Consider the following 23,157-nt stretch of genomic DNA (forward strand, 5'->3'; position numbering starts at 1 on the left):
TTTTGTCAATGGCGATAACGTGCCTCAGGCAGGCCTGATCTCACGATTGTACAGAGGGCGGGAAGCATCGATCCGCAGGAACAGGATCGCGGCTACCAGGGACAGGACGGCCAGCACCATGAAGGCCGGAGTCCAGCCGCTATGCGTGACGATGTAGCCCGTCGCGACCGAGGCGAGCGCCCCGCCGATATTGCCGAACGTGTTCATGACGGCCGAAACTGACCCGGCGAAACTGCCGCCGATATCAAGCGTCACGGCCCAGGATACACCGACCGTCAGCTCCAGCCCGAACACGGCGAGACAGAACCAGGCGACGCAGACCAGCGGATCGCCTGCCAGTACCGCGAGCGGCATGGTAATCGCTGCAACCAGAAACCCGGCAACGGCAACCAGACGCCGCGCCATCTTGAGATTGCCCGACCGCTTGAGCAGATGATCCGAAACCGCGCCGCCCGCAATGTCGCCTGCCACCCCCGCCAACAGGGGCATGCTGGCATAGAGGCCCATCTCCGTCAGGTTGAAAGCGCGGGCATCATTCAGATATTTGGGAAACCAGGTGAGAAAGATACCGATACTGTAGGCGTAACAGAAATACATGGCGGACAGCGTCCACATCTGGGGGTTGCCCAGCAATTGCCGCCAGGGCACGGCCGCGCGCGGCTGGCCAGCGGTGCTTTCGCCCAGATGGCTGGCGATCAGAGCGCGCTCGGCCGCATTGGTGCCCGCATGCTCCGCAGGCTGATCGCGATAATAGGCAAACCAACATGCCGCCCAGACCAGACCGATCAACGCGAAGACGAAGAACGGCGCGCGCCAGCCGAAATGCAGGATCAGAAACACCACGAATACCGGCGTGATCGCCCCGCCGAGACGTGCGCCGGCATGCGTGATGCCCTGCGCGAAACCGCGTTCGGCAGGCAGCATCCAGCGCGAAAGTGACCGGGTGGCGATGGGAAAGGCACCCGCCTCCCCTACGCCGAACAGAAACCGGCAAATCAGCATCGAGGCCGCCGACCAGGTGAGCGCCGTCGCCGCCGTGAAGGCCGACCACCAGATGACAATACCGGTCAGCGCGCGACGGGGACCGAAGCGGTCGCCCAGCCAGCCGCCCGGTATCTGGAACAATGCATAGCCGATCTGGAAGATACTGAAAATCCAGCCCATGGTTATGAGCGAGAAGCCGAACTCCTTCTGGATCGACGGTGCCGCGGTCGAAATGACCACCCTGTCCATATAGGTGATCATATAGGCCGCGACTGTCAGCCACAGCACGGCATGGCGGACGCGGGTCGGCCGCTCCATCGTGGCGCTGTCGGCGGTCAACGCTTCACCGAAGGGACTTGGCGTCCCGCGATATAAACAGCATCGATCGCCCGTGTATTCTTGATATCGCGCAGCGGATTGGCATCCAGAACCACGAAATCAGCCCATTTGGCGCGTTCCAGCGTCCCCAGGTCATCGGCACCCAAGGCTTCGGCACCTCGCGCGGTCGCCGCCTGGATCGCTTCGTCAGGCGTGAAGCCCGACCGGACCATCAGTTCCATTTCCCAATGACCAGAATAGCCCGCTACGCGCCCCGGAGGACCTGAGTCGGTTCCCAGCGCATAACGCACCCCCGCCGCACCCAGACGCTTCAGATTGTCCATCGCCCGGTCGAAAAATCCGGGCAGCCGCTTGTAGAAAGGCGATTGCGACACGGCTTTCTGCCGTTCGGCGCTCCCCAGTTCCGCCAAAGCCGCCGGTGAAAGCGCCTGCTGGAAGAACGGATCTTCAAGCTGCGGGGCGGGCTTGCCATAGGCATAGACGGCGATTTCGCGGCTCAGCGTGCCCGCAACCTGCACCACATTCTTCTGCCGCATCGCATCGGTCAGCGCCTTGTCGACCGGCTGATCCCGCACGCTGTGGACGAAGCCGTCGATGCCCTGCGCAACCAGACGCTTGGCGTCTTCCAGGTAGAATATGTGTGCGAAGGCTTTCAGGCCATTGCGATGCGCGGCATCGATCACTGCCTGGCTGATTTCCGGCGGCATCTTCGGCATCGTCGCCAGTTCGTCATCCAGCCAGAACTTGATATAGTCGGCGCCCTTGGCGGCCTGCGCATCGACTTCCGCCGCTGCTTCCTTCGCATTGGTCACGGGCCGGTTGATGCCGGGCACCCCGCCATAGCCGCCGCGAAAGACGATCCCCTGCCCTGCCGTGAACAGCCGCGCCATGCTGGGCCGGGTTGCCCGCTCCGCATTGCGGACGGAGAAGATGACATCCTTGTCCGTGCCCATGATCGCCACGGTGGTAAAGCCATAGGCGGCATAGGTCTTGAGGTCGGCCTCGACATTTTCGCGCGTGTAATATTGCTCGTTGAGCTTCAGGTCGTGCACATTGCCGAGGTGGATGTGCGTGTCGATGAGGCCGGGCATCACGAACTTGCCATCCAGCGTCACGGTCTGGCTGTCGGCGGGAAGCTGCGTCGGCACCTGCGACGCCGCACCGACCCAGATGATCCGCCCATCCGTAACGACCATCGCCGAATCCGGCCGCGCCGCACCGCCGCGTCCGTCGATCAGCGAAAAGTTACGGAAGACCGTCGTTTCCGCAAGCGCGGGCGCGCTGCCAATGGCCGTCGCGGCGACTGCCATCAGCAGCGCGCGACGCAACGCCGCTACCGGCGAGCGATGCAATGGGAATTGACGTTTACGCACTTTCATTCTCCTCTTGTCCCGTTTCCCTCTGCGGGGATCACGCGGCCCGTCACACCGAAAAATAGACGGTTTTCATCTGGGTATAGAAATCGACCATAGCGACACCCTGATCGCGCGGGCCATCGCGCGACTGAGCGGGGCTGAGCGACCGGATCATGATGCCTGCCATCAGGCCGTCACGAGCGCGGGCATTACGGAGGTGCGGCGGGCAAGATCGCGCATCAGCGCGGCAATCCCGTACGTCCAGGGCGGCGCATCCTCACACAGACACACTTTGTTGGTAAGGGCACCGAGCCGTGGCGTCGCGACCTGCACGATGTCGCCCGGCTTGTGGGTAAAGCCCTGCCCCGGCGCATCGCGGTCGTCGACCGGGGCGAACATCGTGCCCAGCAACAGGATAAAGCCGTCGGGATATTGGTGGCTTTTTCCGATCGTCTGGGCGATGAGGTCCAGCGGATCGCGGCTGATCTTGCGCATGCTCGACGTACCTTCGAGGCGATAGCCATCCTCCCCCTCGATTGTCAGGGAGACTTCCGCGTCGCGCACATGGTCCATCGTGAAATGGGCGTCGAACAGGCGGATGAACGGCCCGAGCGCGCAGGACGCATTATTGTCCTTCGCCTTGCCGAGCAGCAGCGCGCTGCGCCCCTCGATATCGCGCAGGTTGACATCATTGCCCAGCGTCGCGCCGCGCGGGCGACCGGCCGAATCGACCAATATGGCGACTTCGGGTTCGGGATTGTTCCAGTGCGAATCGCTGCGCACGCCCACCCAGTGACCGGTGCCTACGGCCGACAATACCGGTGCCTTCGTGAAAATCTCTGCATCGGGACCGATCGCCACTTCGAGATACTGCGACCAGACGCCCATCTCGATGAGCATGGCCTTCAGCCGCATCGCATCCTCAGAGCCGGGGCGGACGGCACCCAGATCACTGCCGATCTGTTTCCTGATGCTCTCCCGGAACGCGCTGGCACCTGCGGCATCGCCCCGCGCCCGCTCCTCGATCACGCGTTCCAGAGCGGACACGGCGAAAGTCACGCCCGACGCCTTGATGCACTGGAGATCGACCGGCGCCAGCAGGCGCGGCGCCGCATCCGATGCCCATGCGGTATCGAGACCGAGCGCAGCAAGCGGACCCATGTCTCGCCCCTTCGGCAGCGCCTCGCCAGGCGCAAGCGACTCCATCATTTCCGAAACCGTCGCGAAATGGCCCGACAGATCGAAAACGCGATTCTCGATCACGGCTATGGGAACCGGGCCCTCATCTGTTGACAGCCTGCCGATCAGCGCCGCTTCCATACTGTCCTGCGGCAGCATATCCTTCACGCATCGTCTCCCCGTACCCCGCGCCTGTTGCGCGCTTTATGTATGCATATCTATAATCTTGCATACATTCAAGGGGCAGCGTGGGGAATCTGGAGAAGTGCTTAAGGAGTGATAGCAAGTGAGGCCGAGTAACAGGGAATCGGCTGACCAGGCGCCAGGCGCGAGACCGCCGGTTGCGACAGGCTCAGCCGCTGCGGCCGGCGTAAATCTCCGCACGCTCGGTCGCACGCTTGCGCGCTTCGCTTTTTTTCAGGCTCTCGACGCCATTCGCAAAATGGCTTTCCAGAAGCTGCTTCAGGCGTGCCTCATCACGCGCGACGATCGCCGCGTAAATCTCGCAATGTTCCTGAAACGCCTCTGCCCACCGGTCATGATCGAGCGTCGTGACATGCCGCGCCCGCTCTGCGCGCGGCAGCAACAGGCGCCATGCCAGAACCAGCGACGGGCTGTCGGAAGCCTCGACGATATATTCGTGGATAAGCCGATTGGCCTCCAGATACGCCAGGCGGTTCGCGGTTTCGAAATAATGCGCCAGATCGGCATGCAGTTCGCCGAGTATCTCGATCTGCTCCAGCGACATGCGCTGCGTTGCCAACTGCCCCGCCAGCGCCTCCAGCGCGCCCAGAACGGTGAACACATCGGCCGCCTCGGATTTGTCGGGGACGCTGACGATGACGCTGCGATTGGGCAGCAGGTCGATCAGTCCCTCGCCCGCCAGTGTACGGAACGCTTCGCGGATCGGCGTGCGCGACATGCCCAGTTCTTCGCTCAGCGCCACTTCGCGCAGGCGCTCGCCAGGTGCCAGTTCGCCCGAAAAGATCATCTTGCGGATCGATTTGACGGCATCGAGCCGCAGGCGACCTTTGCGCGGCTCTTCCTTGCCAATATCATCCGCCTCTGTGTCGACGACGGCAGGACTCGCCTTGCCTGCGGGATTTTGTAGTCTGCCCATAAGATTCAAGCCGATTATAGTATTCCAGGCGCTATAGCCCGGGTTTAAAGCATCTAAAGCGCGGGCATGCACATATCAAGCGTCCGGCGCTGTCCGGTCCGAACTACCGGCCTGCGCTCCAGTGAGACCAAGCCCGCTCATTTATGCATACATATAATAATTGTTGCATGCAATTTATCCGACGCTAGTCTTCCTCGACAACTGGCGGCCAGTCCGCCGACGATCGGATGATATCCGGCAATGACATGGAGAGTAGCAGCGTCATGATGATCGGACGAAAAGGCAGCTGGCTTGCCGGTGCGGCCGGCGCGCTGATCGCAGCGCATGCCCCTGCGCAGATTGCCGTCTCCGTGAACGACGGGAAGCAGCCGCGCGCCGGCGAAAGTGATTTCCGCGCACGGCCGGACAATCTGGCTGTCATCGACATGCGCCGTTATCCGCCGCGCGTGACAGGCACAGTCGATGTGCCCGGCAGCATGATCGGTCCGCCGACCAGCGTCGCGATGGCGCGCGACGGCAGTTTCGCGATCGTCACCTCCGCGCAGAAGGCAGACCCGGCCGATCCGGCAAAGTTTGTTCTCGACAACAAGGTTTCGTTGATCGACCTGACCGATCCGACCGCGCCCAAGCTGGTCCAGACGGTGGAGGCCGGCGACGGCGCCTCTGGCGTGGCGATCAACCGCGCGGGCACGATGGCATTGGTCGCAGCGACCGGCGACGGGACGATTTCGGTGTTTTCCATCGCCGCCAGACGCCTGACCCTGATCGACACGCTTCAACTCGACAAGGCACCCGGACCGGTCGACATCGCGCTGTCGCCCGATGGCAAGACGGCCGTGGTGACGCAGCGGCGCGGCAATGCCATCTGGCGGCTGGCGATCGACGGCACCAAAGTCACCGATACGGGCGTGACATTCCCCACCGGCGTCAATCCGTACGGATCGGTGTTCAGTCGCGATGGCCGCTATGCCTATTCGACCAATCTTCAAGGCCGCATTCCGGCCGAAGGCGCGCCACCGCCGCGCGGCGGGCGGATCGGTACGGTCACGGCGATCGACCTGCGCACCAACCGTATCGCCGCCACGGTCGAAGTCGGCCCGTTGCCCGAGCATGTCGCCCTGTCCGCCGATGGCCGGTATCTGGCCGTCGTGGTGGTCAACGGATCGGCAGCCAGCCCGACATCGCCCGCTTACAGCCCCTTTGGCCTGCTCAAGGTCTATCGCGTGAACGGCGCGACGCTGACGTCCGTGGCCGAGGCGCAGACAGGGCAATGGGCGCAGGGCGCGACCTGGAGCGACGACGGCCGCACGCTGCTGCTGCAAAGCGCCGCGTCGCGCCAGATTGAAGTCTATCGGTTCGACGGCAAGGCGCTGGTGCGCGATCCTGCCGCCACGCTGACGTTCGATACCCGGCCAGCCGCCATCACGACAGCGCTCAGCCGGTAGAATATCATAAAGCAACGGGAGAATGAGATGATCCGATATGCCCTGACTGGCGCGATGGCGCTGGCACTGGTTGCCACCGCCGCCTTGTCGCAGACGGTGCCGCCGACGAGCGGTCCGGCCGAAAACGGTTCGCCCGCATGGTTCCTGCAAGGGTCGTTCCCCGATCCGGGCGGTCGCACGTCGGTCGATGCCAAGGGTGTTGTCACGGTCCTGCCGCGACCCGAAGGCGCGCCTTTCGCCGCTGGCGCGCGGACGGCGGTTACCTGTTCGCACTCCACCGTCTGCCAAAACCGCAAGGGGCCGCAGCGTGGCGAGATGCAGCGCGTCCAGTGGAAGCAGGAGATGGGATACACATTCGAATATCCCGTCCAACTGCCCCCCGGCATCGGCGGGGTCCCGGCGGTGTCGCGCGATTCGAAGGGCAATATCTGGGTGTTCCAGCGCAAGCCGGTCGGCAACCCTCAGTTGCTGAAATATGACGCCAACTGGAAGCTGATCCTGTCCGTGGGCGACGATGTGATCGACCATCATGACAAGGCGCACGGCATGGCGGTCGACGCAGACGACAATGTGTGGGTGATCGACACCGCCAACGCGACGGCGAAGAAAGTCAGTCCGCAGGGCAAGCTGCTGCAGACCATCGGCAGCTGGGGCAAGCCGGGCGACTGGGATGAAGCGAGGGGGCAGCGGCTGCTGTGGGAGCCGGTCATGCTGGCGTTCGGGCGCAACGGCGACATCTACATCGCGCAGGGCCATGGCAACGAAAGCCCGAACACCACCGATTCGGATGACCCCACCAACAATATCGGTGCCGCCCGCATTCTGCACCTCGACAAGAACGGCAAATATATCAACCAGTGGTTCGGCCACAATGTGGGACCAGGCAAGTTCCAGAATGCCCACGGCCTTGCCGTGGACCCGAAGAACGGCGACGTATGGGTCGGCGACCGCGAGGACTATCGCATCGTCATTTTCAACAGCAAGGGCCAGTTCCTGCGCACCATTCAGACTCGCAACCTGGTCTGCGCGATCCAGTTCGACGCGCAGGGCGAACCCTGGATGGCGAGCGGACAGGACGGCCAGTTCCTGAAGATGACGCGCGACGGCAAGGTCGTGGGCGCGGTCGGCAACGGCATGGGCATCGGCAAGGGGCAATTCATCGAGGCCAGCTATTGGGTGTTCGACCAGAAGAACAATCTGTATGCGGGCGATACGAGCGTCGGTCGCGTCACCTTCATGCGCGCGCCGGGCGGCTGACCCGACCGTGCCGAAAGGCGATTATTCGCCGTAGGTTTTTGCGAGATAGGCCGCGATCGCATCGGCATCGGCCGGTGCGATCGGTGCCTTGTAGACGGCAATCATCTTGGCGACATTGTCTTTCCAGAATTGCGCCCCCTTCCCGCGTGGCTGGGTGCGGATATAGTCGAGCGAGTGGCAGGCCGCGCAATTGCCCACCGTCAGTTCCGCCCCCTCGCCCGGCGGCAGGGTGAAATCCTCTTCAGTTTGCGGCAGCGCATAAGTGACGGTGCGCGGCGGCGAAGCGGCGGCCAGCGCGATGAGCAGCAGCGGCGCGCCGAGCAGGAGGTGACGCGCCCTCATGCGACGCGCAGCCGCACGGTTTCGACGACATTGCGCAGATAGCCTGCGGGGTTCCATAACGGCTCCATCGGTTGGGTTTCGCCACTGACGGCCGTCGCGCGAACCTGCACCGCCTGCGCACCGCGCGGCAAGCGGAGAACGAGCGTCCAGGGACGAAAGGCATAGCGGCCCAGATCATCGCCCAGCCGCGCCGCGACCCATTGCCTGCCGCCATCGAGCGAAAGCTCCACCTTCGCAATGCCCGAGCCGCCGTCGAAAGCGATGCCCGACAGGATCGTCGCATCCGCACCGCTGACCGTCGCGCCATCGGCGTGACTGGTCAGAAAGGAGCGTACCGCGAACGTGCCGATCGGCCGCGTTGCCGCCGGCTTTTCACCGACTGGTACGCATTGGCAGTCATTGTCGGGCACCCGATAGGCGGTCTTCATCCAGTAGCCCTCGAACGGCGCGTCCAGCACTGCGATATCGCTCAGATGCTTGACCCAGTAGGTGCCGAAATAGCCCGGCACGACCAGACGGAGCGGATAGCCGTTGAGAAACGGCAAGTCTTCGCCATTCATCGCCCAGGCGAGCATCACTTCGCCGTCGGTCGCATGATCGAGATCGAGCGCCTTCACGAAATCGGGCATGTCGGGCGCGGGCGGATTGTCGAGCCCGTTGAACGTCACCTGCTTCCCGCCCGACTTGACGCCCGCCTTTTCGAGCACCGCCTTCAGCGGTACACCGGTCCAGCGGGCATTGCCCATCGCGCCATTGCCAAGCTGTCCACCGCCCACGCGCGGCGAAAAGAAGCCGCGGCTGTTCCCCGAACACTGGTTCACCGCGACGATGTCCGTCGGTGTGAATTGCCGCTTCAGATCGTCGAGCGAAAGCGACAGCGGCCGGGCGACATGGCCGCCGATCGTCAATCGCCACGCCGCCATGTCGATCGACAGCGGAATGTCCGACATGTGGTAGCGCACAAAAAAAGCGTCGTTCGGCGTCAGTAGCGTTTCGTTGAACACGCCGAACGGCGTTTCGAGCTGTGGCGGGCGACTCGTAAGACCGATGAGCGGCCGCTTGCCGGGATAGCGCACCAGCGGCCGCACGCCATTAGCGAAGGGCAATGTCACGTCCTGCGCCGATACCCGGCCACCGAGCAGCGCCTGCGCGCCAATCCCCAGCAGAAGATGACGCCTTTCCAGTATCATGATGCGACTCCCGATGGTCCAGCCTGTGCAGATCGCGTTGTCGCGCCTCATGATGCTTTGCCGCCTTCGGTCAAATGCGCAAGACTTTCTGTGCAGGCGCGGATAGAAATGGCGTGTGCCTCGTTACAGCAATCGACGCCGCCATGGGGAACATCACCGATGAAAGACAGTCCCGCCGCCCTATCCCGCCGGGCCGTGCTGGGCGGCAGTGCCGCGCTGTGCGCCGCCCCGGCCATCCATGCCTCCGCCAATGCCCAAACCGCCCCCACCGGAAAGACGCAGATGATCGCCACGACCCTGAAGGTAAACGGCAAGGACGTGCGGCTGACGCTCGATCCGCGCACCACATTGCTTGACGCGCTGCGGGAGCATCTGCACCTGACCGGCACCAAGAAAGGCTGCGACCATGGCCAGTGCGGTGCCTGTACCGTCATCGTCGAAGGACGGCGGATCAACAGCTGCCTGACGCTGGCGCTGATGCACGACGGCGACGACATCACCACGATCGAGGGGCTGGGAACGCCCGACAAGATGCACCCGATGCAGCGGGCATTTGTCACGCATGACGGCTTTCAGTGCGGCTATTGCACGCCCGGGCAGATCTGTTCGGCCGTCGCCGTGCTGGACGAGATCGAGGCGGGCATCCCCAGCCATGTGACCGAAGATCTGGACAAGGTGGCATTTTCCGACGCGGAAGTGCGCGAGCGGATGAGCGGCAATATCTGCCGCTGTGCGGCCTATCCCAATATCGTCGCCGCGATCCGCGACGTGGCGGAAGGAGAGAAGGCATGAAGGCCTTTACCTATGAGCGGGCGACCAGCCCGGCCAAGGCCGCTGCCGCCGCCGTCGCCAACCCGGGCGCACGATTTATCGCAGGCGGCACCAATCTGCTCGACCTCATGAAATTGCAGATCGAGACGCCGACGCATCTGATCGACGTCAACCGGCTCGACCTCGACACGGTGCGCGAGACGTCCGACGGTGGCCTGCGGATCGGCGCGCTGGTGCGCAATACCGATTTGGCCGCGCACAAGAAAGTCCGGCGCGATTATGCGGTGCTGAGCCGCGCGCTGCTTTCCGGCGCGTCGGGCCAACTCCGCAACAAGGCGACGACGGCGGGCAACCTGTTGCAGCGCACCCGCTGCCCCTATTTCTACGACACCACCAAGCCGTGCAACAAGCGCAGGCCGGGCACCGGTTGCGCCGCGCTGGCCGGGTTCAATCGCAACATGGCGATCCTGGGCACCAGCGCGGACTGTATCGCGACGCATCCGTCCGACATGGCCGTCGCGATGCGATTGCTGGATGCGACCGTGGAGACGGTGGCAGCGGACGGAAGCAGCCGGGCCATCCCGATCGCGGATTTCCACCGCCTGCCCGGCACTACGCCCGACATCGAAACGGCGCTGGCGCCCGGCGAGCTTGTGACCGCCGTCGTGCTGCCCAGGCCAATCGGCGGAAGCCATGTCTACCGCAAGGTGCGCGATCGCGCCTCTTACGCCTTTGCGGTGATTTCGGTCGCGGCGATTTTTGGCAAGGACAGCAATGCGCGCTTCGCCTTTGGCGGGCTGGCGCACAAGCCGTGGCGGACCGAGGCAGCCGATGCCGCCGCGGCGGCAGGCGCCAATGCCGTGGCCGACGCCGCGCTCGCCGGTGCGAAGACGACCGAGCACAACCGGTTCAAGACCGATCTGGTCCGGCGAACACTGGCGCAGGTCTATGCGCAGCAGGAGATACGGGCATGAAGTTCGATCAACCCGCCACCATCAACCCTATCGATCGCGCGCGCGTGGTGGGCCAGCCGATCGACCGGATCGACGGCCCGGCGAAGGTTTGCGGCACCGCCCCTTATGCCTATGAGCGACATGATGCCGCGCCGAACGCGGCCTATGGCTGGATGGTCGGATCGGCGATCGCCAAGGGCACGATCAACAGCATCGACACGCGCGCCGCGGAAGCCGCGCCGGGCGTTCTGGCGGTCGTAACGCATGCCAATGCAGGCGACCTTGGCAAGGGGCGCATGAACACCGCGACCTTGCTGGGCGGCCCTAGTATCGAACATCACGATCAGGCGCTCGCTCTGGTGGTGGCCGAAACGCTGGAGCAGGCGCGCGACGCCGCGAAGCTGGTAGTGATCGATTATGCAACCGGTGAAGGCCGGTTCGATCTGGCCGCCGCCATGCGCGGTGCCACGGCACCCAAAGATGTGCAGGGCAGCCCGGCCGATACCAGGACCGGCGACTTCGACGGCGCGTTCGCCAAGGCCGCTGTCAAGATCGACCAGCGGTACACGACCCCCGATCACAGCCACGCGATGATGGAGCCGCATGCCACGACGGCCGCGTGGACCGGCGACAAGTTGACCCTGTGGTCATCGAACCAGATGATTGCCTGGAGTGTGGGCGAGATCGCCCGGACGCTGAAGATCAAGCCGGACAATGTGCAGGTGATCGCGCCCTATGTGGGCGGCGGTTTCGGCGCGAAGCTGTTCGTGCGGGCCGACGCGCTGCTCGCCGCGCTGGGCGCGCGCGCGGCTGGCAGGCCGGTGAAGGTCGCGCTGGCCCGCGCGCAGATTCCGAACAACACGACGCATCGCCCCGCGACGATCCAGCGCATCCGGCTGGGCGCGAAGAAGGACGGCACGATCGAGGCGATCGGCCATGAAGTATGGTCGGGCGACCTGCCCGGCGGCGGAGTCGAGGTGGCGGCGCTCCAGACGCGGCAGCTCTATGCCGGCAAGCATCGCATGACGAAGCATCGGCTGGCGGTGCTCGACTTGCCCGAAGGCAATGCGATGCGCGCGCCTGGCGAGGCCGTCGGTCTGCTGGCGCTGGAAGTGGCGATGGACGAGCTGGCGGAGGCCTGCGACGTCGATCCGGTCGAATTGCGCATCAAGAACGATGTGCAATATGATCCCGAAGTCGGCCCGTCGAAGCCCTTTTCCAGCCGCAAGCTGGTCGAATGCCTGCGCGAGGGTGCCACCCGCTTCGGCTGGGACAAGCGCAATCCGAAGCCCGGTCAGGTGCGCGACGGACAGTATCTGGTCGGCATGGGCGTCGCGTCCGCCTTTCGCGGTAACATCGTCATGAAATCGGGCGCGCGCGTTGCGATCGACGGCAAGGGGCGGATCACCGTGTCCAGCGACATGACCGACATCGGCACCGGCAGCTATACGATCATCGCGCAGACAGCGGCGGAGATGCTGGGCGTGGAAGCCAGCGACATCACCGTTCGGCTGGGTGACAGCAGCTTCCCCGCGTCGGCCGGATCGGGCGGGCAATGGGGTGCGAACAGCGCGACCGCGGGCGTCTATGCCGCGTGCATGGCGATGCGGTCGCAGCTTGCGCAGAAAGCCGGGCTGAATGCGGAGGACGCGCTGTTCGAAGATGGCATGATCAAGGCGGCGGGCAAGGCAATCCCGCTACGTGAGGCCGCAGGGCGCGATGGCCTGAGCGTGGAGGACAGCATCAGCTTCGGCGACCTGACCGACCGCTATGCGCAGGCGACCTTCGGCGCGCATTTCGCCGAGGTGGGCGTGGACGTGTACACCGGCGAAGTGCGGGTGCGGCGGATGGGCGGCGCGTTCGCCGCCGGGCGCATCCTGAACCCCAAGACCGCACGCAGCCAGGTGATCGGCGCGATGACAATGGGCGTCGGCGCGGCGTTGATGGAGGAACTGGTCGTCGACACGCGCTTTGGCTATTTCGTCAATCACGACATGGCCGAATATCATGTGCCGGTGCACGCCGACATTCCCGAACAGGACGTGCTGTTCATCGACGAGCTGGACGACAAGTCCTCACCCATGAAAGCCAAGGGCGTGGGCGAGCTGGGCCTGTGCGGCGCGGGCGCGGCGATCGCCAATGCGATCTACAACGCGACCGGCGTGCGCCTGCGCGACTATCCGCTGACGCTGAACAAGGTAATCGCGGGAATGGCGAAGGCGTGAAACGGGCATAATCGTTGACAGCCTGACACAAAATTGAGAGAGGCGGGCGCATCGCGGGTGTAGCTCAATGGTAGAGCAGCAGCTTCCCAAGCTGAATACGAGGGTTCGATTCCCTTCACCCGCTCCATGCGCGCCTTGCATCCGAAATGCTGCTTGCGCGCATCGTTCAGGCAAATTAGCTTCCACGGCATGATCGATCGAGCGGCATCGCAGCATCCTGTTGAAGCACATCCTGTGCTGTGCCCGCCCTTTTGCCTGTCCACGCGCCGCCCAAGACGCTGACGCCGCTTTGCGTATGCGGCCTTGGCCGAGAGGTTAGGCGCCGGGGTTCCATCCCGTAGACAGGAGTTCGAATCTCCTAGGCCGCTCCATGCCCCCGTGGACCAACTGGATGGTCATGCGAGTTCTATTCGCACCTATGCAGGTTCGAGTCCTGCCGGGGGCACATCATCCTGTGCCCGTCTGACAATTTTGGCGACGTGGTAGCCTTCCGCCCCCTTCCCTCCCTGCGCGTCAGCCTCTAAGCGGGCGGCATGACGGCACTCGACATTTTCGTTCTTCTGCTGATCGGAGGCGGCGCCCTGTTCGGGCTGGTGCGCGGCTTTGTGATGGAGACGCTTTCGCTGATGGCCTGGGTGCTGGCGGTGCTGGCAATCCGGCTGTTCCATGCGCCGGTCGCGGCGGTCCTTTCCGAATATGTCGGCACGCCGAGCGGCGCGGCGGCGCTGGCGCTCGTCCTGCTGTTCGGCACCACCTTCGCCGTCGGCAAGATGATCGCAAGCGCACTGGGGGCGCGGACCCGCAAGTCCGTGCTTGGGCCGCTCGACCGCGTGCTGGGCGGCGGCTTTGGCGCGATCAAAGGGTTGATCGGCGTGACCCTGCTGTTCATGGCGTTCACCCTGGTGCACGACACCATCTATGGCGGCGGATCGGCGCGGCCCGCCTGGCTCAAATCCTCCCGCACCTTTCCCCTGCTCGACGCCAGCAGCCGGGCGCTGAGCGCGTTTCTGGAGGAGCGACGGAACGGCGGGGTTGCTGCGGCGGACGATTGAGGGCCACGCATTGCCCATCATCGCCATGTCCCCTACATGGGGATGATGAGTGCCCCCCTGTACAACACGGACATATTGCGGCTGGCCAGCAGCATTCCGCATCACGCGCGGCTGGCCGATCCGCAGGCGAGCGTGGAGCGGCGGTCGCCGACCTGCGGCAGCCGGGTGACGGTGGACGTGCGGATGGACGATGCGGGCCGGGTCGCCGACCTTGGCCTTGAGGTGCGCGCCTGCGCGCTGGGGCAGGCATCCGCCGCGCTGATGGCGGGCCATGCCATCGGCCAGGATGCCGCGCGGCTGATGCAGACGCGCGAGGCGCTGGCGGCCTATCTGGAGGGGCGTAGCGACGATCTGGACTTCTGGCCGGGCCTTGCGGTGCTGGCCCCGGCGCGCGCCTATCCCGCCCGCCACGCCTCCATCCGGCTGAGTTTCGATGCGGTGGCGCAGGCGGCGGCGGACGCGGTGCGGGCGCCGGTCTGATGGCAGTCGGGGGGATCAGCGCAACCGACATCCTGCTGACCGAAGGCGTTGTCCTGCTGGGTGCGGGCGTCGCTTCGGTGATGCTGTTCCGGCGATTCGGGCTGGGCGCGGTACTGGGTTATCTGGTCGCGGGCGCGGCGGTCGGGCCGCAGGGCCTCGGGCTGGTCGGCGGCGGCGAATCGAAGCTGGCGATCGCCGAAATCGGCATCGTGCTGCTGCTGTTTCTCGTTGGCCTGGAACTGAACCCTACGCGGCTGTGGCGGCTGAAACGCGACATATTCGGGCTGGGCCTGACGCAGGTGGTGGCCTGCGGGCTGGCGCTGACGGGTATCATCTTCCTGTTTACCGGGTTCAGCTGGGGCGCGGCGCTGGCGCTGGGCCTGCCGCTGGCGCTGTCCTCCACTGCGCAGGTGCTGCCGGGCCTCAAGAACAGCGGGCGGATCAATTCGCCGTTCGGGGAAAAGGCCTTCTCGATCCTGCTGTTCCAGGATCTCTCGATCGTCCCGCTCATTACGATCATCGCCGCCCTGTCCCGCAATCCGGCCGACGCAGCGGGGCCGCCGGGGTGGATGATGGCGCTCTATACCGTCGGCGCGATCGCCGGGCTGGTGCTGGCCGGGCGCTTCATCCTACGGCCGCTGCTGCGGCTGGTGGGCATATTGGGCGAGCGCGAGCTGTTCGTGGCGGTCGGCCTGTTCACGGTGCTGGCGAGTGCGGCGCTGATGCATGCGCTGCACCTGTCAACGGCACTGGGCGCGTTCGTGGCGGGCGTGATGCTGGCGGATTCGCCCTACCGGCATGAAATAGAGGCGGATGTGGAGCCGTTCCGCTCGATCCTGCTCGGCCTGTTCTTCCTGGCGGTCGGTATGGTGCTGGATCTGGAGGCAGTGCGGAACAACCCCCTGTTCGTGGTGTCCATGGCGCTGGTGCTGGTGGCGGTGAAGGCGCTGTTCATTACTGGCATCGCGCGGCTGTTCGGCATGGACTGGCGGCAGGGCCTGGGGCTTGGCCTGTTGCTGAGCCAGGGCGGCGAGTTCGGCTTCGTGCTGTTCACGCAGGCGCAGAACGCGCTGCTGATCGCGCCGGAAGCCGCCAGCCTGTTTGCCGCCATCGTCACCTTCTCCATGGCGACCACGCCGTTCCTGATGCTGTTTGCCAGCCGGTTGGAGTTCGCGCCGCCCAAACCCGGCAGCGAACCGGAAGGCCCGGACGACGCGCCGCAGGGCACGGCGATCATCATCGGCTATGGCCGGTTCGGCCAGACCGTCGCGCAGATGCTGATGGCCAGCGGCTGCTCGGTGACGATGATCGACAAGAAGCCCGCGCAGATCGAAGTATCCGGCCAGTTCGACATGAAAGTCTACTATGGTGACGGCACCCGCATCGACTTGCTGCGGCGGGCGGGCGCGGAGGAGGCGCGTATCCTGGCCTTCTGCCTGGACGACCCCAATCTCGACGGCAAGCAGCTCGAACCGATACTGGAGGCGTTCCCGCAGGCAAAAGTCTATGTGCGCGCGTTCGACCGGCGGCAGCTGATGGCGATCAGCGGGCTGGAGCTGGCGGGCACGGTGCGCGAAGTCTATGAGTCGGCGGTGTGCATGGGGTGGCAGGCGATGCAGGCGCTCGGCATGTCCGAAGAGGAAATCGCCAATGTCGAGCGGCAGTACCGGGCCGTGGACCGCGAACGGCTGGACCGGCAGATCGCGGCGGGCGGCGACATCTATGCCGGGCGCGGCATCATGTATTCAGCGACGCGCCATGCCGAACCGCTCGGCCTGGTGGCATCGGCGGCACCTGCGGAATCGCCGTCATGATCGCAGTGCTGGCGGCGCTGTCCGCAGCGATGGCGGTGGCGGCGGGCGCGTTCGGGGCGCATGGCGCGTCCTCGCCTCAGGCCGCCGAATGGTTGCGCACCGGCGGCATGTATCAGCTTGTCCATGCGGTTGCGGCGGTGGCGATCATGGGGACGGCGCGCGGCCCGGCGGCGCTGCTGCTGGCGGGCGGCGCGATCTTCGGGTGCACGCTTTATGCCATGGCGCTGGGCGCGCCGCGCTGGCTGGGCGCGGTCACGCCGATCGGCGGCAGCCTGCTGATCGCGGGCTGGCTGTGGCTGGCGTGGGTGTACTGGCGGGGTTAGGCAGAAGGCGGGGTCAGGCAAAGGGGACGGATCTGCCCTTGCCGCGGCACTTGTCGGAACAGTAGATCACGGCGTCCCAGTCCCGCGCCCATTTCTTCCGCCAGCTAAAGGGCCGCGCGCAGACCGGGCAGACCTTCGACGGCAGGTTCGCCTTGGCCACGCCGTTGGGCATCAGCGTCGGCCGACTTTGGTGTGACGCGTACCCCAGGTCCGTTCGTGTCGCGCGAAGTCGAAACACATGATGCAGCGTTCGCGAACCGTCCCTCGACTGCGCTCGGGACGAACGGACATGGACGGTCTGGTCATGCTCAGCCCCGCTCTTCATCCAGGAAAGCAGCGACATCGGCCAGGTCAACGTCCCGCGCCAGGAACGTCTGCCCGATCCCGCGCGCGAGCAGGAAGGGCAGCTTTCCGCCCGCCATCTTCTTGTCATGCAGCATATGGGCGACGAGCGCGGCGCCGCTGGCATCGACATGCGCCGTCGCCAGATCATGCGGCAGGCCGACGCTGCGCAGATGATCGGTCACGCGCGCCGCATCGGCGGGATCGCACAGCCCCTGCCGGGCGGAAAAGCGGAAGGCGAGCGCCATGCCCGCCGCCACGCCTTCGCCATGAAGCAGCGTGTCGGAAAAGCCCGTCTCCGCCTCCAGCGCATGACCGAAAGTATGCCCGAGGTTGAGGAGCGCGCGCCGCCCGGTCGTCTCGCGCTCGTCATCGGCGACGATCGCCGCCTTCGCACGGACGCCCTTTTCGATGGCGATGGCGCGAGCGGCGCGATCCCCCGCGATCAGCGCCGCGCCATACGCCTCGCACCACGCGAAGAAGGCGGCGTCGTCAATCAGACCATATTTGACGACTTCGGCATAGCCCGCGGCGACATCCCGCGGCGGGAGCGTGTCGAGCGTCGCGGGATCGATCAGGACAAAGGCAGGCTGATAGAAGGCGCCGACCAGATTCTTGCCCGCCGCGCTGTTGATCGCCGTCTTGCCCCCGACGCTGCTGTCGACCTGCGCCAGCAAGGTCGTCGGCACCTGCACGAAGTGGCAGCCGCGCTTCAGCATCGACGCGGCAAAGCCGACCAGATCGCCGATCACGCCGCCGCCCAGCGCGACGACATGATCGCTCCGCTCGACATCCAGCGCCAGCAGCCGGTCCGTCAGCGTTTCCAGGAAGCGCCAGCTCTTGGTGCTTTCGCCCGAGGGCAGGACGATCGGCTCGATCGCGATACCGCCGCCTGCCAGCCCGGCCTCCAGCCGGTCAAGCTGCGCCGCCGCCACATCGTCATCGGTGACGACGATCAGGCGCTTGTCGCGCGCGAAGCGGGCGAGGTGGATTGCCGCGCGATCGAGCGCGCCATCCTCGATCAGGATGTCATAGCTGCGCGCGCCCAGGCTGACGGCTACGGTGGTCATGCGTTGAGCGCCTTCATGATCGTTTCGACGGCTGTTTCGTGCGGCGCGGCAACGCTGCGCACATGGATGGGCGCGAGCGCATAGACCGGATTGCGGACGGCGGCGAGTTCGGTCAGCACCTCGCGGGGGTTGCGCCCCTTCAACAGCGGACGGCCGTCGCGGCGCGACACCCGATCGACAAGCACGTCGATGTCGGCATCGAGCCATACGGCCCGCGCCGAAGAAAGGATGTGGGCGCGCGTCTCTGGCTGCATGAAGGCGCCACCGCCGGTCGCGATCACCTTGGGCGCGCCGTCGATCAGCCGGGCGATGACGCGACGTTCGCCGTCGCGGAAATGCGCCTCGCCATAGCGTTCGAACATTTCGGCGATCGACATGCCGGCCGCCCGCTCGATCTCCTCATCAGCGTCAACGAACGGCAGGCCCAGCCGCGCGGCCAGGCGGCGGCCGACGGTCGACTTGCCGACGCCCATCATGCCGACAAGGACGATGGGAAGCTGCGGCGGCACGGGGCGCTGGCCATTATGCAAGGAGGGCTGGGATTTGCTGTTTCGCTGCATTGCGAGCGGGGCTATACAGCCACCCGCCGCCAAGGGCAAAAGCCGATTTCGCGGCGAAACGAAGTGGCCTGCCCGCCATGCCACTGGTCAAGCCGCTGCGATTCCGCCTAAGTAGGGGCATCATGAAGATCAAACGCCACAGCAACAGTTTCGAAAGCCGCCCCCGTCGCCGCAGCACCCTGCCGCTGATTCCGATCGTTCTCATTCTGCTGATCGTCGGTCTGTTCGCGCTGCTTTGGGCGCGCGGCGGCGAACAGCCGCAGGTGCGGGTGGAACAGGCCATCCCGCCCGAGAAGCTCGGCAAGTAAGGGCGCGGGCGATGCGGGGGCGCAGCATCCTGACGGTGGCGGGTCTGATCGCGGGCGCGGCGGTGGCGGCACTTACCGTGCCCGTGATCGACGCCGGTCTGGCGCAGAACGCACCCGAATCGCTGCTGCCGCCCGGCTTCGGTGATCCGCCGCCTCCTGCGGACACGCCGCGCACCCCGGCCCCCGCGCCTGCCCCCACCAATGTCCCGGCCTCCACGCCAACTGCCGCTGCCGGTGCACCGGGACTGTCGGTCGACCTTGCGATGCCCGCCGACATGGCCGACAATGCCGCAGCGGAGGTTGCGCTGAGCGAGGAGGAACTGGCCGCGCAGCAGGCGAAATATGACCTGCCCGACAGCGCGCGACGATCGCTGGACCGGGTGGGCCCGCTGACGCCCGAGACGCGCGGGCTGGCGGCCAATGCGTTCGGGCGGCAATCGGGGCAATATCTTGCCAGCCTGATGAAGGCGAGCCATGCGCCCTTCGCCTCGCGCTGGACCTCCATATTGCTGCGGCGCGCCTTGTTGTCGGCAACCAACACGCCGCGCGATATCGATGGCGCAGACTATGTGGCGGAGCGGGCCTGGCTGCTGCTGCGAATGGGCGAGGCCGACGCCGCGCGGATGCTGGTGCAGAGCGTCGATCCCGATCGCTTCACGCCGCGGCTTTATGCCATTGCCATGCAGACCTATCTGGCGACGGCCGATCCGGCGGGGCTTTGTCCGCTGTCCGCCGGTGCGCTGCGCACCAGCAAGGAGCCGGGCTGGCAGATGTCGCGGGCCATCTGCGCGTCCTTTGCAGGCGACCAGGGTTCGGCCAGCGGGGCGCTGAACCAGGCGCAGCGGCAGGGCATCGCCCGCGGCATCGACTATCGGCTGGCGGAAAAGGTGGTGGGTGCCGGCTTCAACGCGCGTCGATCCGTCAAGATCGAATGGGACGGCGTGGACAATCTGACGGCCTGGCGCTTCGGCCTGGCAACAGCCGTCAACGTGCCGATTCCCGACGATCTGTGGCGGACGGCGGGGACGCATGTGCGCGCATGGGAAGCGCGCGCGCCGGTGCTCGGCCCGTTGCGGCGCTGGGACGGGACGCAGATCGCCGCGCGGCTGGGCGTATTTTCCAGCGCGGCGCTGGTCGATTTCTACAGTGCGGCGGCGGCCGACCCCGATGCGACGGACGCTGCGCGCGACCGGGCGGAGGCGCTGGCGACGGCCCATACGGGCACGACCCCCGGCGCGCGGATCGACGCGATGCGCGGCATCTGGCAGGATGCCGATGGCGCGTTCGACTATACCGGGCTGATCGCCGTCGCGCGCGCGGCCGCGGGCCTGCCGCTGGTGCCGGTGGCGGCGGACGACATGGTGCGGCTGATCGGCGCGATGCTGAGCGCAGGCTATGACCGCAGCGCGGCCCGCTGGGCGGGTGCAGTCAATGGGAGCGACGACGATGGTGCGCAGGATGCCTGGGCACTGCTGGCGCTGGGCGCGCCAAGCCCCGTGGTGGACCTGAGCCGCAACCGCGTGTCAGCCTATATCGATGCGTCCGACGGCATGAAGGGGCAGATGCTGCTGGCTGGCCTCGCCGGGCTGAACCGCCTGCCCGCCGGAGAGGCGGCAAGCCTTGCGGGTGACGCAGGCCTGTCGCTGGCGGCGAATACGCGCTGGGCGCGCGCCATCGGCGCAGCCGCACAGCGGGGAGAACGGGGCACCGTCGCGCTGCTCGCCGCGATCGGCCTTCAGGTGCCCGACTGGCGACGGGTGCCGCCCGCGCATCTCTATCATATCGTCGCGGCGCTGCACCGCGTGGGGCTCGACCCCGAAGCGCGGATGATCGCCGCCGAAGCGATCACGCGGTTGTGATTTGTGATCGGGTGCGTGATTTTTCCCGTTCGGGCTGAGCGTGTCGAAGCCTTGGACTGAACGCAGTGAAGTGCCTTCGCTACACTCAGGCTGGTCCTTCGACAGGCTCAGGGCGAACGGATCCTATTTGGCACATTGTTTCTGACCTGATTTTGGAAGGGGAACGCATCCGATGTCTGCCGACGCCGCGCTGATCGACCGTTTCCTCGAAATGATGGCGGCCGAGCGGGGTGCGGCGCGCAATACGCTGAACGCCTATCGGACCGACCTGCTGGCGGCATCCGAAGCGATCGGCGGGCTGGAGGCGGCGGACGGCGAGAGACTTGCGCGGCTGGCCGGGCTGTGGGCCGATCTGACCGCGTCCACCGTTGCGCGGAAAGTATCGGCACTGCGCGGCTTTTACGCCTTTTTGCAGGATGAGGGGTTTCGGGCGGACAATCCCGCCAGCGCCCTGCCCCGCCCCGCGCAGCGCCGCCCCCTGCCCAAGATATTGAGCGGCGCCGACATCGACCGGATTTTCGCGGTGATCGCAGACCGGCTGGCGGTGGCGCATCCGGCGCCGCATGACCTGCGCCTTTCCGCCATGATCGAGCTGCTCTACGGATCCGGCCTGCGCGCGAGCGAGCTGGTCGCCCTGCCCCGCCGCGCGCTGGCCGGCGACCGGCCGTTCCTGATCCTGCGGGGCAAGGGCGGCAAGGAGCGGATGGTGCCGATATCCGATCGCGCGCGCGCCGCCGTGGCGCACTGGTCCGCGCTGGTCCCCGCCGATGCGCTCTGGCTGTTCCCATCTGGCAAGAGCCATCTGAGCCGCATCCGCCTGTATCAGATGGTCAAGGCACTGGCGGCGGCAGCCGGTATCGCGCCCGAACGAGTCAGCCCGCATGTGCTGCGCCACGCCTTTGCCACGCATCTGCTGGAAGGCGGCGCAGACCTGCGCGCGCTCCAGACCATGCTGGGCCATGCCGACATCGGCACCACGCAAATCTACACCCATGTCGAAAGCGCGCGGCTGGTGGCGCTGGTCAACAGCCGTCATCCGCTCGTTGACCTGAAGCCGCGCGCGTCCTAACGCGAGCGCCATGGTCAGTTTTCTCGATTTCGAAAAGCCGGTTGCGGCGCTGGAAGCGCGCATTTCCGAACTGCGTGAAACGGCACGCGAAGGCGATCTTTCCATCGACGGAGAGATCGACAAACTCCAGCAACGCGCGCACAAGATGCTGGCGGACAGCTATGCCCGGCTGACGCCATGGCAGAAGACGCAGGTGGCGCGCCACGCCGACCGGCCGCATTTCAAACATTATGTCGCAGGGATATTCGACGATTTCCTGCCGCTGGCAGGCGACCGCGCCTTTGCCGACGATCAGGCGATACTGGGCGGATTTGCGCGGTTGGACGGGCGGCGGGTGATGGTGATCGGCCATGAAAAGGGCGACAATACGGTCACGCGCCTGCGGCACAATTTCGGCATGGGGAAACCCGAAGGCTATCGCAAGGCGATCCGGCTGATGCAACTGGCCGACCGCTTCGGGCTGCCGGTGGTGACGCTGGTCGACACGTCGGGTGCCTTTCCGGGCGTGCAGGCGGAGGAACGCGGCCAGGCGGAGGCGATCGCCCGATCGACCGAACAATGCCTGGCGCTGGGTGTACCGATGGTCGCGGCGGTGGTGGGCGAAGGCGGATCGGGCGGCGCGGTGGCGCTGGCCGCCGCCAACCGTGTGCTGATGTTCGAGCATGCCGTCTATTCGGTGATCTCGCCGGAAGGCTGCGCCTCGATCCTGTGGCGCACGGCGGACAAGGCGAGCGACGCGGCCACCGCGATGCAGGTAACGGCGCAGCATCTCAAGAGCCTGGGCGTGATCGACGACATCGTGCCCGAGCCGGTGGGCGGCGCGCACCGGGCACCGGGCGAGGCGATCGCGGCGCTGAAGGCGGCGCTGATCCGGCATCTCGATGCGCTGGCGACGCTCAGCCCCGGTGCGTTGCGGACGCAAAGGGCGGACAAGTTCCTGGCCATGGGAACCTGAACCCGTTCCGCCGCTTTTCCTCCCTGCCCGCCTGTTCTAGGGTGGGGATGGAATGACCGAACCTGACTACTAACCCAAGCCCGTTCGTGTCGAGCGAAGTCGAGACACCTCGTGCAGCATATGCCGCCAGTCCCTCGACTGCGCTCGGGACGAACGGGTGAAAAG

The 23,157-nt window shown here is 65.9% G+C and carries 22 protein-coding genes and 3 tRNA genes; 16 read left to right on the plus strand and 9 right to left on the minus strand.

The window, feature by feature from the left end:
- Positions 1-24: 24 nt before the first annotated feature.
- From ENE74_RS12330 to ENE74_RS12345, 4 genes are all read right to left on the minus strand, one after another.
- Complete coding sequence (locus ENE74_RS12330) at positions 25-1,323, minus strand: MFS transporter (RefSeq protein WP_241241978.1); 1,299 nt, start codon at positions 1,321-1,323, stop codon at positions 25-27.
- Positions 1,320-2,696, minus strand: coding sequence for an amidohydrolase family protein (locus tag ENE74_RS12335; protein ID WP_241241979.1), 1,377 nt, complete (start codon positions 2,694-2,696; stop codon positions 1,320-1,322). Before ENE74_RS12335 ends, ENE74_RS12330 begins: the two co-directional genes overlap by 4 nt.
- 168 nt (positions 2,697-2,864) lie before the next feature.
- Positions 2,865-4,016 (minus strand): fumarylacetoacetate hydrolase family protein, encoded by a 1,152-nt coding sequence (locus tag ENE74_RS12340; RefSeq protein ID WP_127691429.1) that lies wholly within the window; start codon positions 4,014-4,016, stop codon positions 2,865-2,867.
- A gap of 193 nt (positions 4,017-4,209) precedes the next feature.
- The gene (locus ENE74_RS12345; RefSeq protein WP_127691243.1) at positions 4,210-4,977 is read right to left on the minus strand and encodes a GntR family transcriptional regulator; all 768 of its coding nucleotides are present in this window, start codon (positions 4,975-4,977) and stop codon (positions 4,210-4,212) included.
- A 263-nt stretch (positions 4,978-5,240) separates the two neighbouring features.
- Between ENE74_RS12345 and ENE74_RS12350 the strand changes: the two genes are divergently transcribed.
- Both ENE74_RS12350 and ENE74_RS12355 read left to right on the plus strand, forming a co-directional pair.
- Positions 5,241-6,422 carry a YncE family protein gene (locus ENE74_RS12350; RefSeq protein WP_164847465.1) on the plus strand — a complete coding sequence of 394 codons (1,182 nt, stop codon included), beginning with the start codon at positions 5,241-5,243 and terminating at the stop codon, positions 6,420-6,422.
- 27 nt (positions 6,423-6,449) lie between these two features.
- The gene (locus ENE74_RS12355; RefSeq protein ID WP_127691245.1) at positions 6,450-7,679 is read left to right on the plus strand and encodes an NHL repeat-containing protein; all 1,230 of its coding nucleotides are present in this window, start codon (positions 6,450-6,452) and stop codon (positions 7,677-7,679) included.
- Positions 7,680-7,700: 21 nt separating this feature from the next.
- Here the strand turns inward: ENE74_RS12355 and sorB are convergent, their stop codons facing one another.
- Together sorB and sorA are read right to left on the minus strand one after the other, a co-directional pair.
- Positions 7,701-8,021, minus strand: coding sequence for a SorB family sulfite dehydrogenase c-type cytochrome subunit (sorB, locus tag ENE74_RS18525; RefSeq protein WP_127691246.1), 321 nt, complete (start codon positions 8,019-8,021; stop codon positions 7,701-7,703).
- The gene (sorA, locus tag ENE74_RS12365; RefSeq protein WP_241241980.1) at positions 8,018-9,262 is read right to left on the minus strand and encodes a SorA family sulfite dehydrogenase catalytic subunit; all 1,245 of its coding nucleotides are present in this window, start codon (positions 9,260-9,262) and stop codon (positions 8,018-8,020) included. Before sorA ends, sorB begins: the two co-directional genes overlap by 4 nt.
- A 108-nt stretch (positions 9,263-9,370) precedes the next feature.
- Here sorA and paoA point away from each other — a divergent pair, with 108 nt between their 5' ends.
- The 10 genes from paoA to ENE74_RS12415 all read left to right on the plus strand — a co-directional run bounded on the left by paoA (position 9,371) and on the right by ENE74_RS12415 (position 16,829).
- Positions 9,371-10,003: an aldehyde dehydrogenase iron-sulfur subunit PaoA gene (gene paoA / locus ENE74_RS12370; protein WP_127691247.1), complete on the plus strand. Its 633-nt coding sequence runs from the start codon at positions 9,371-9,373 to the stop codon at positions 10,001-10,003.
- On the plus strand, positions 10,000-10,956 hold the full coding sequence (locus ENE74_RS12375) for an FAD binding domain-containing protein (protein WP_127691248.1): 957 nt from the start codon (positions 10,000-10,002) through the stop codon (positions 10,954-10,956). Before paoA ends, ENE74_RS12375 begins: the two co-directional genes overlap by 4 nt.
- A complete protein-coding gene (gene paoC, locus ENE74_RS12380) occupies positions 10,953-13,160 on the plus strand; it encodes an aldehyde oxidoreductase molybdenum-binding subunit PaoC (RefSeq protein WP_127691249.1) in 2,208 nt (735 codons plus the stop codon). The genes ENE74_RS12375 and paoC overlap by 4 nt, the downstream gene beginning before the upstream one ends.
- Before the next feature lie 53 nt (positions 13,161-13,213).
- A tRNA-Gly gene (locus ENE74_RS12385) sits at positions 13,214-13,287 on the plus strand.
- Positions 13,288-13,457: 170 nt separating this feature from the next.
- Positions 13,458-13,531 (plus strand) — tRNA-Gly (locus ENE74_RS12390).
- A gap of 1 nt (position 13,532) precedes the next feature.
- A tRNA-Arg gene (locus ENE74_RS12395) sits at positions 13,533-13,605 on the plus strand.
- An 88-nt stretch (positions 13,606-13,693) separates the two neighbouring features.
- Positions 13,694-14,212, plus strand: coding sequence for a CvpA family protein (locus ENE74_RS12400; RefSeq protein WP_127691250.1), 519 nt, complete (start codon positions 13,694-13,696; stop codon positions 14,210-14,212).
- A gap of 45 nt (positions 14,213-14,257) precedes the next feature.
- Positions 14,258-14,692 (plus strand): iron-sulfur cluster assembly scaffold protein, encoded by a 435-nt coding sequence (locus tag ENE74_RS12405; RefSeq protein ID WP_127691431.1) that lies wholly within the window; start codon positions 14,258-14,260, stop codon positions 14,690-14,692.
- On the plus strand, positions 14,692-16,506 hold the full coding sequence (locus ENE74_RS12410; RefSeq protein ID WP_127691251.1) for a cation:proton antiporter domain-containing protein: 1,815 nt from the start codon (positions 14,692-14,694) through the stop codon (positions 16,504-16,506). The genes ENE74_RS12405 and ENE74_RS12410 overlap by 1 nt, the downstream gene beginning before the upstream one ends.
- Positions 16,503-16,829: a DUF423 domain-containing protein gene (locus ENE74_RS12415; RefSeq protein ID WP_127691252.1), complete on the plus strand. Its 327-nt coding sequence runs from the start codon at positions 16,503-16,505 to the stop codon at positions 16,827-16,829. Before ENE74_RS12410 ends, ENE74_RS12415 begins: the two co-directional genes overlap by 4 nt.
- Before the next feature lie 13 nt (positions 16,830-16,842).
- On the opposite strand, the gene ENE74_RS12420 is transcribed toward ENE74_RS12415, so the two are convergent.
- From ENE74_RS12420 to ENE74_RS12430, 3 genes are all read right to left on the minus strand, one after another.
- On the minus strand, positions 16,843-17,001 hold the full coding sequence (locus ENE74_RS12420; protein WP_127691253.1) for a DUF2256 domain-containing protein: 159 nt from the start codon (positions 16,999-17,001) through the stop codon (positions 16,843-16,845).
- A gap of 136 nt (positions 17,002-17,137) precedes the next feature.
- The gene (gene aroB, locus ENE74_RS12425) at positions 17,138-18,241 is read right to left on the minus strand and encodes a 3-dehydroquinate synthase (RefSeq protein ID WP_127691254.1); all 1,104 of its coding nucleotides are present in this window, start codon (positions 18,239-18,241) and stop codon (positions 17,138-17,140) included.
- Positions 18,238-18,801, minus strand: coding sequence for a shikimate kinase (locus ENE74_RS12430; RefSeq protein ID WP_127691255.1), 564 nt, complete (start codon positions 18,799-18,801; stop codon positions 18,238-18,240). Before ENE74_RS12430 ends, aroB begins: the two co-directional genes overlap by 4 nt.
- 122 nt (positions 18,802-18,923) lie before the next feature.
- On the opposite strand from ENE74_RS12430, the gene ENE74_RS12435 reads away from it, so the two are divergent.
- The 4 genes from ENE74_RS12435 to ENE74_RS12450 all read left to right on the plus strand — a co-directional run bounded on the left by ENE74_RS12435 (position 18,924) and on the right by ENE74_RS12450 (position 22,992).
- Positions 18,924-19,109, plus strand: a complete 186-nt coding sequence (locus ENE74_RS12435) for a hypothetical protein (RefSeq protein ID WP_127691256.1) — start codon at positions 18,924-18,926, stop codon at positions 19,107-19,109.
- Between the two features lie 11 nt (positions 19,110-19,120).
- On the plus strand, positions 19,121-20,968 hold the full coding sequence (locus ENE74_RS12440; protein WP_127691257.1) for a hypothetical protein: 1,848 nt from the start codon (positions 19,121-19,123) through the stop codon (positions 20,966-20,968).
- Positions 20,969-21,140: 172 nt separating this feature from the next.
- Complete coding sequence (locus ENE74_RS12445) at positions 21,141-22,037, plus strand: tyrosine recombinase (protein ID WP_127691258.1); 897 nt, start codon at positions 21,141-21,143, stop codon at positions 22,035-22,037.
- Positions 22,038-22,047: 10 nt separating this feature from the next.
- Positions 22,048-22,992: an acetyl-CoA carboxylase carboxyltransferase subunit alpha gene (locus tag ENE74_RS12450; RefSeq protein WP_127691259.1), complete on the plus strand. Its 945-nt coding sequence runs from the start codon at positions 22,048-22,050 to the stop codon at positions 22,990-22,992.
- The last annotated feature ends 165 nt before the right edge of the window (positions 22,993-23,157 follow it).

This window comes from Sphingobium algorifonticola (genome assembly GCF_004005485.1).
GTDB classification, from domain to species: domain Bacteria; phylum Pseudomonadota; class Alphaproteobacteria; order Sphingomonadales; family Sphingomonadaceae; genus Sphingobium; species Sphingobium algorifonticola.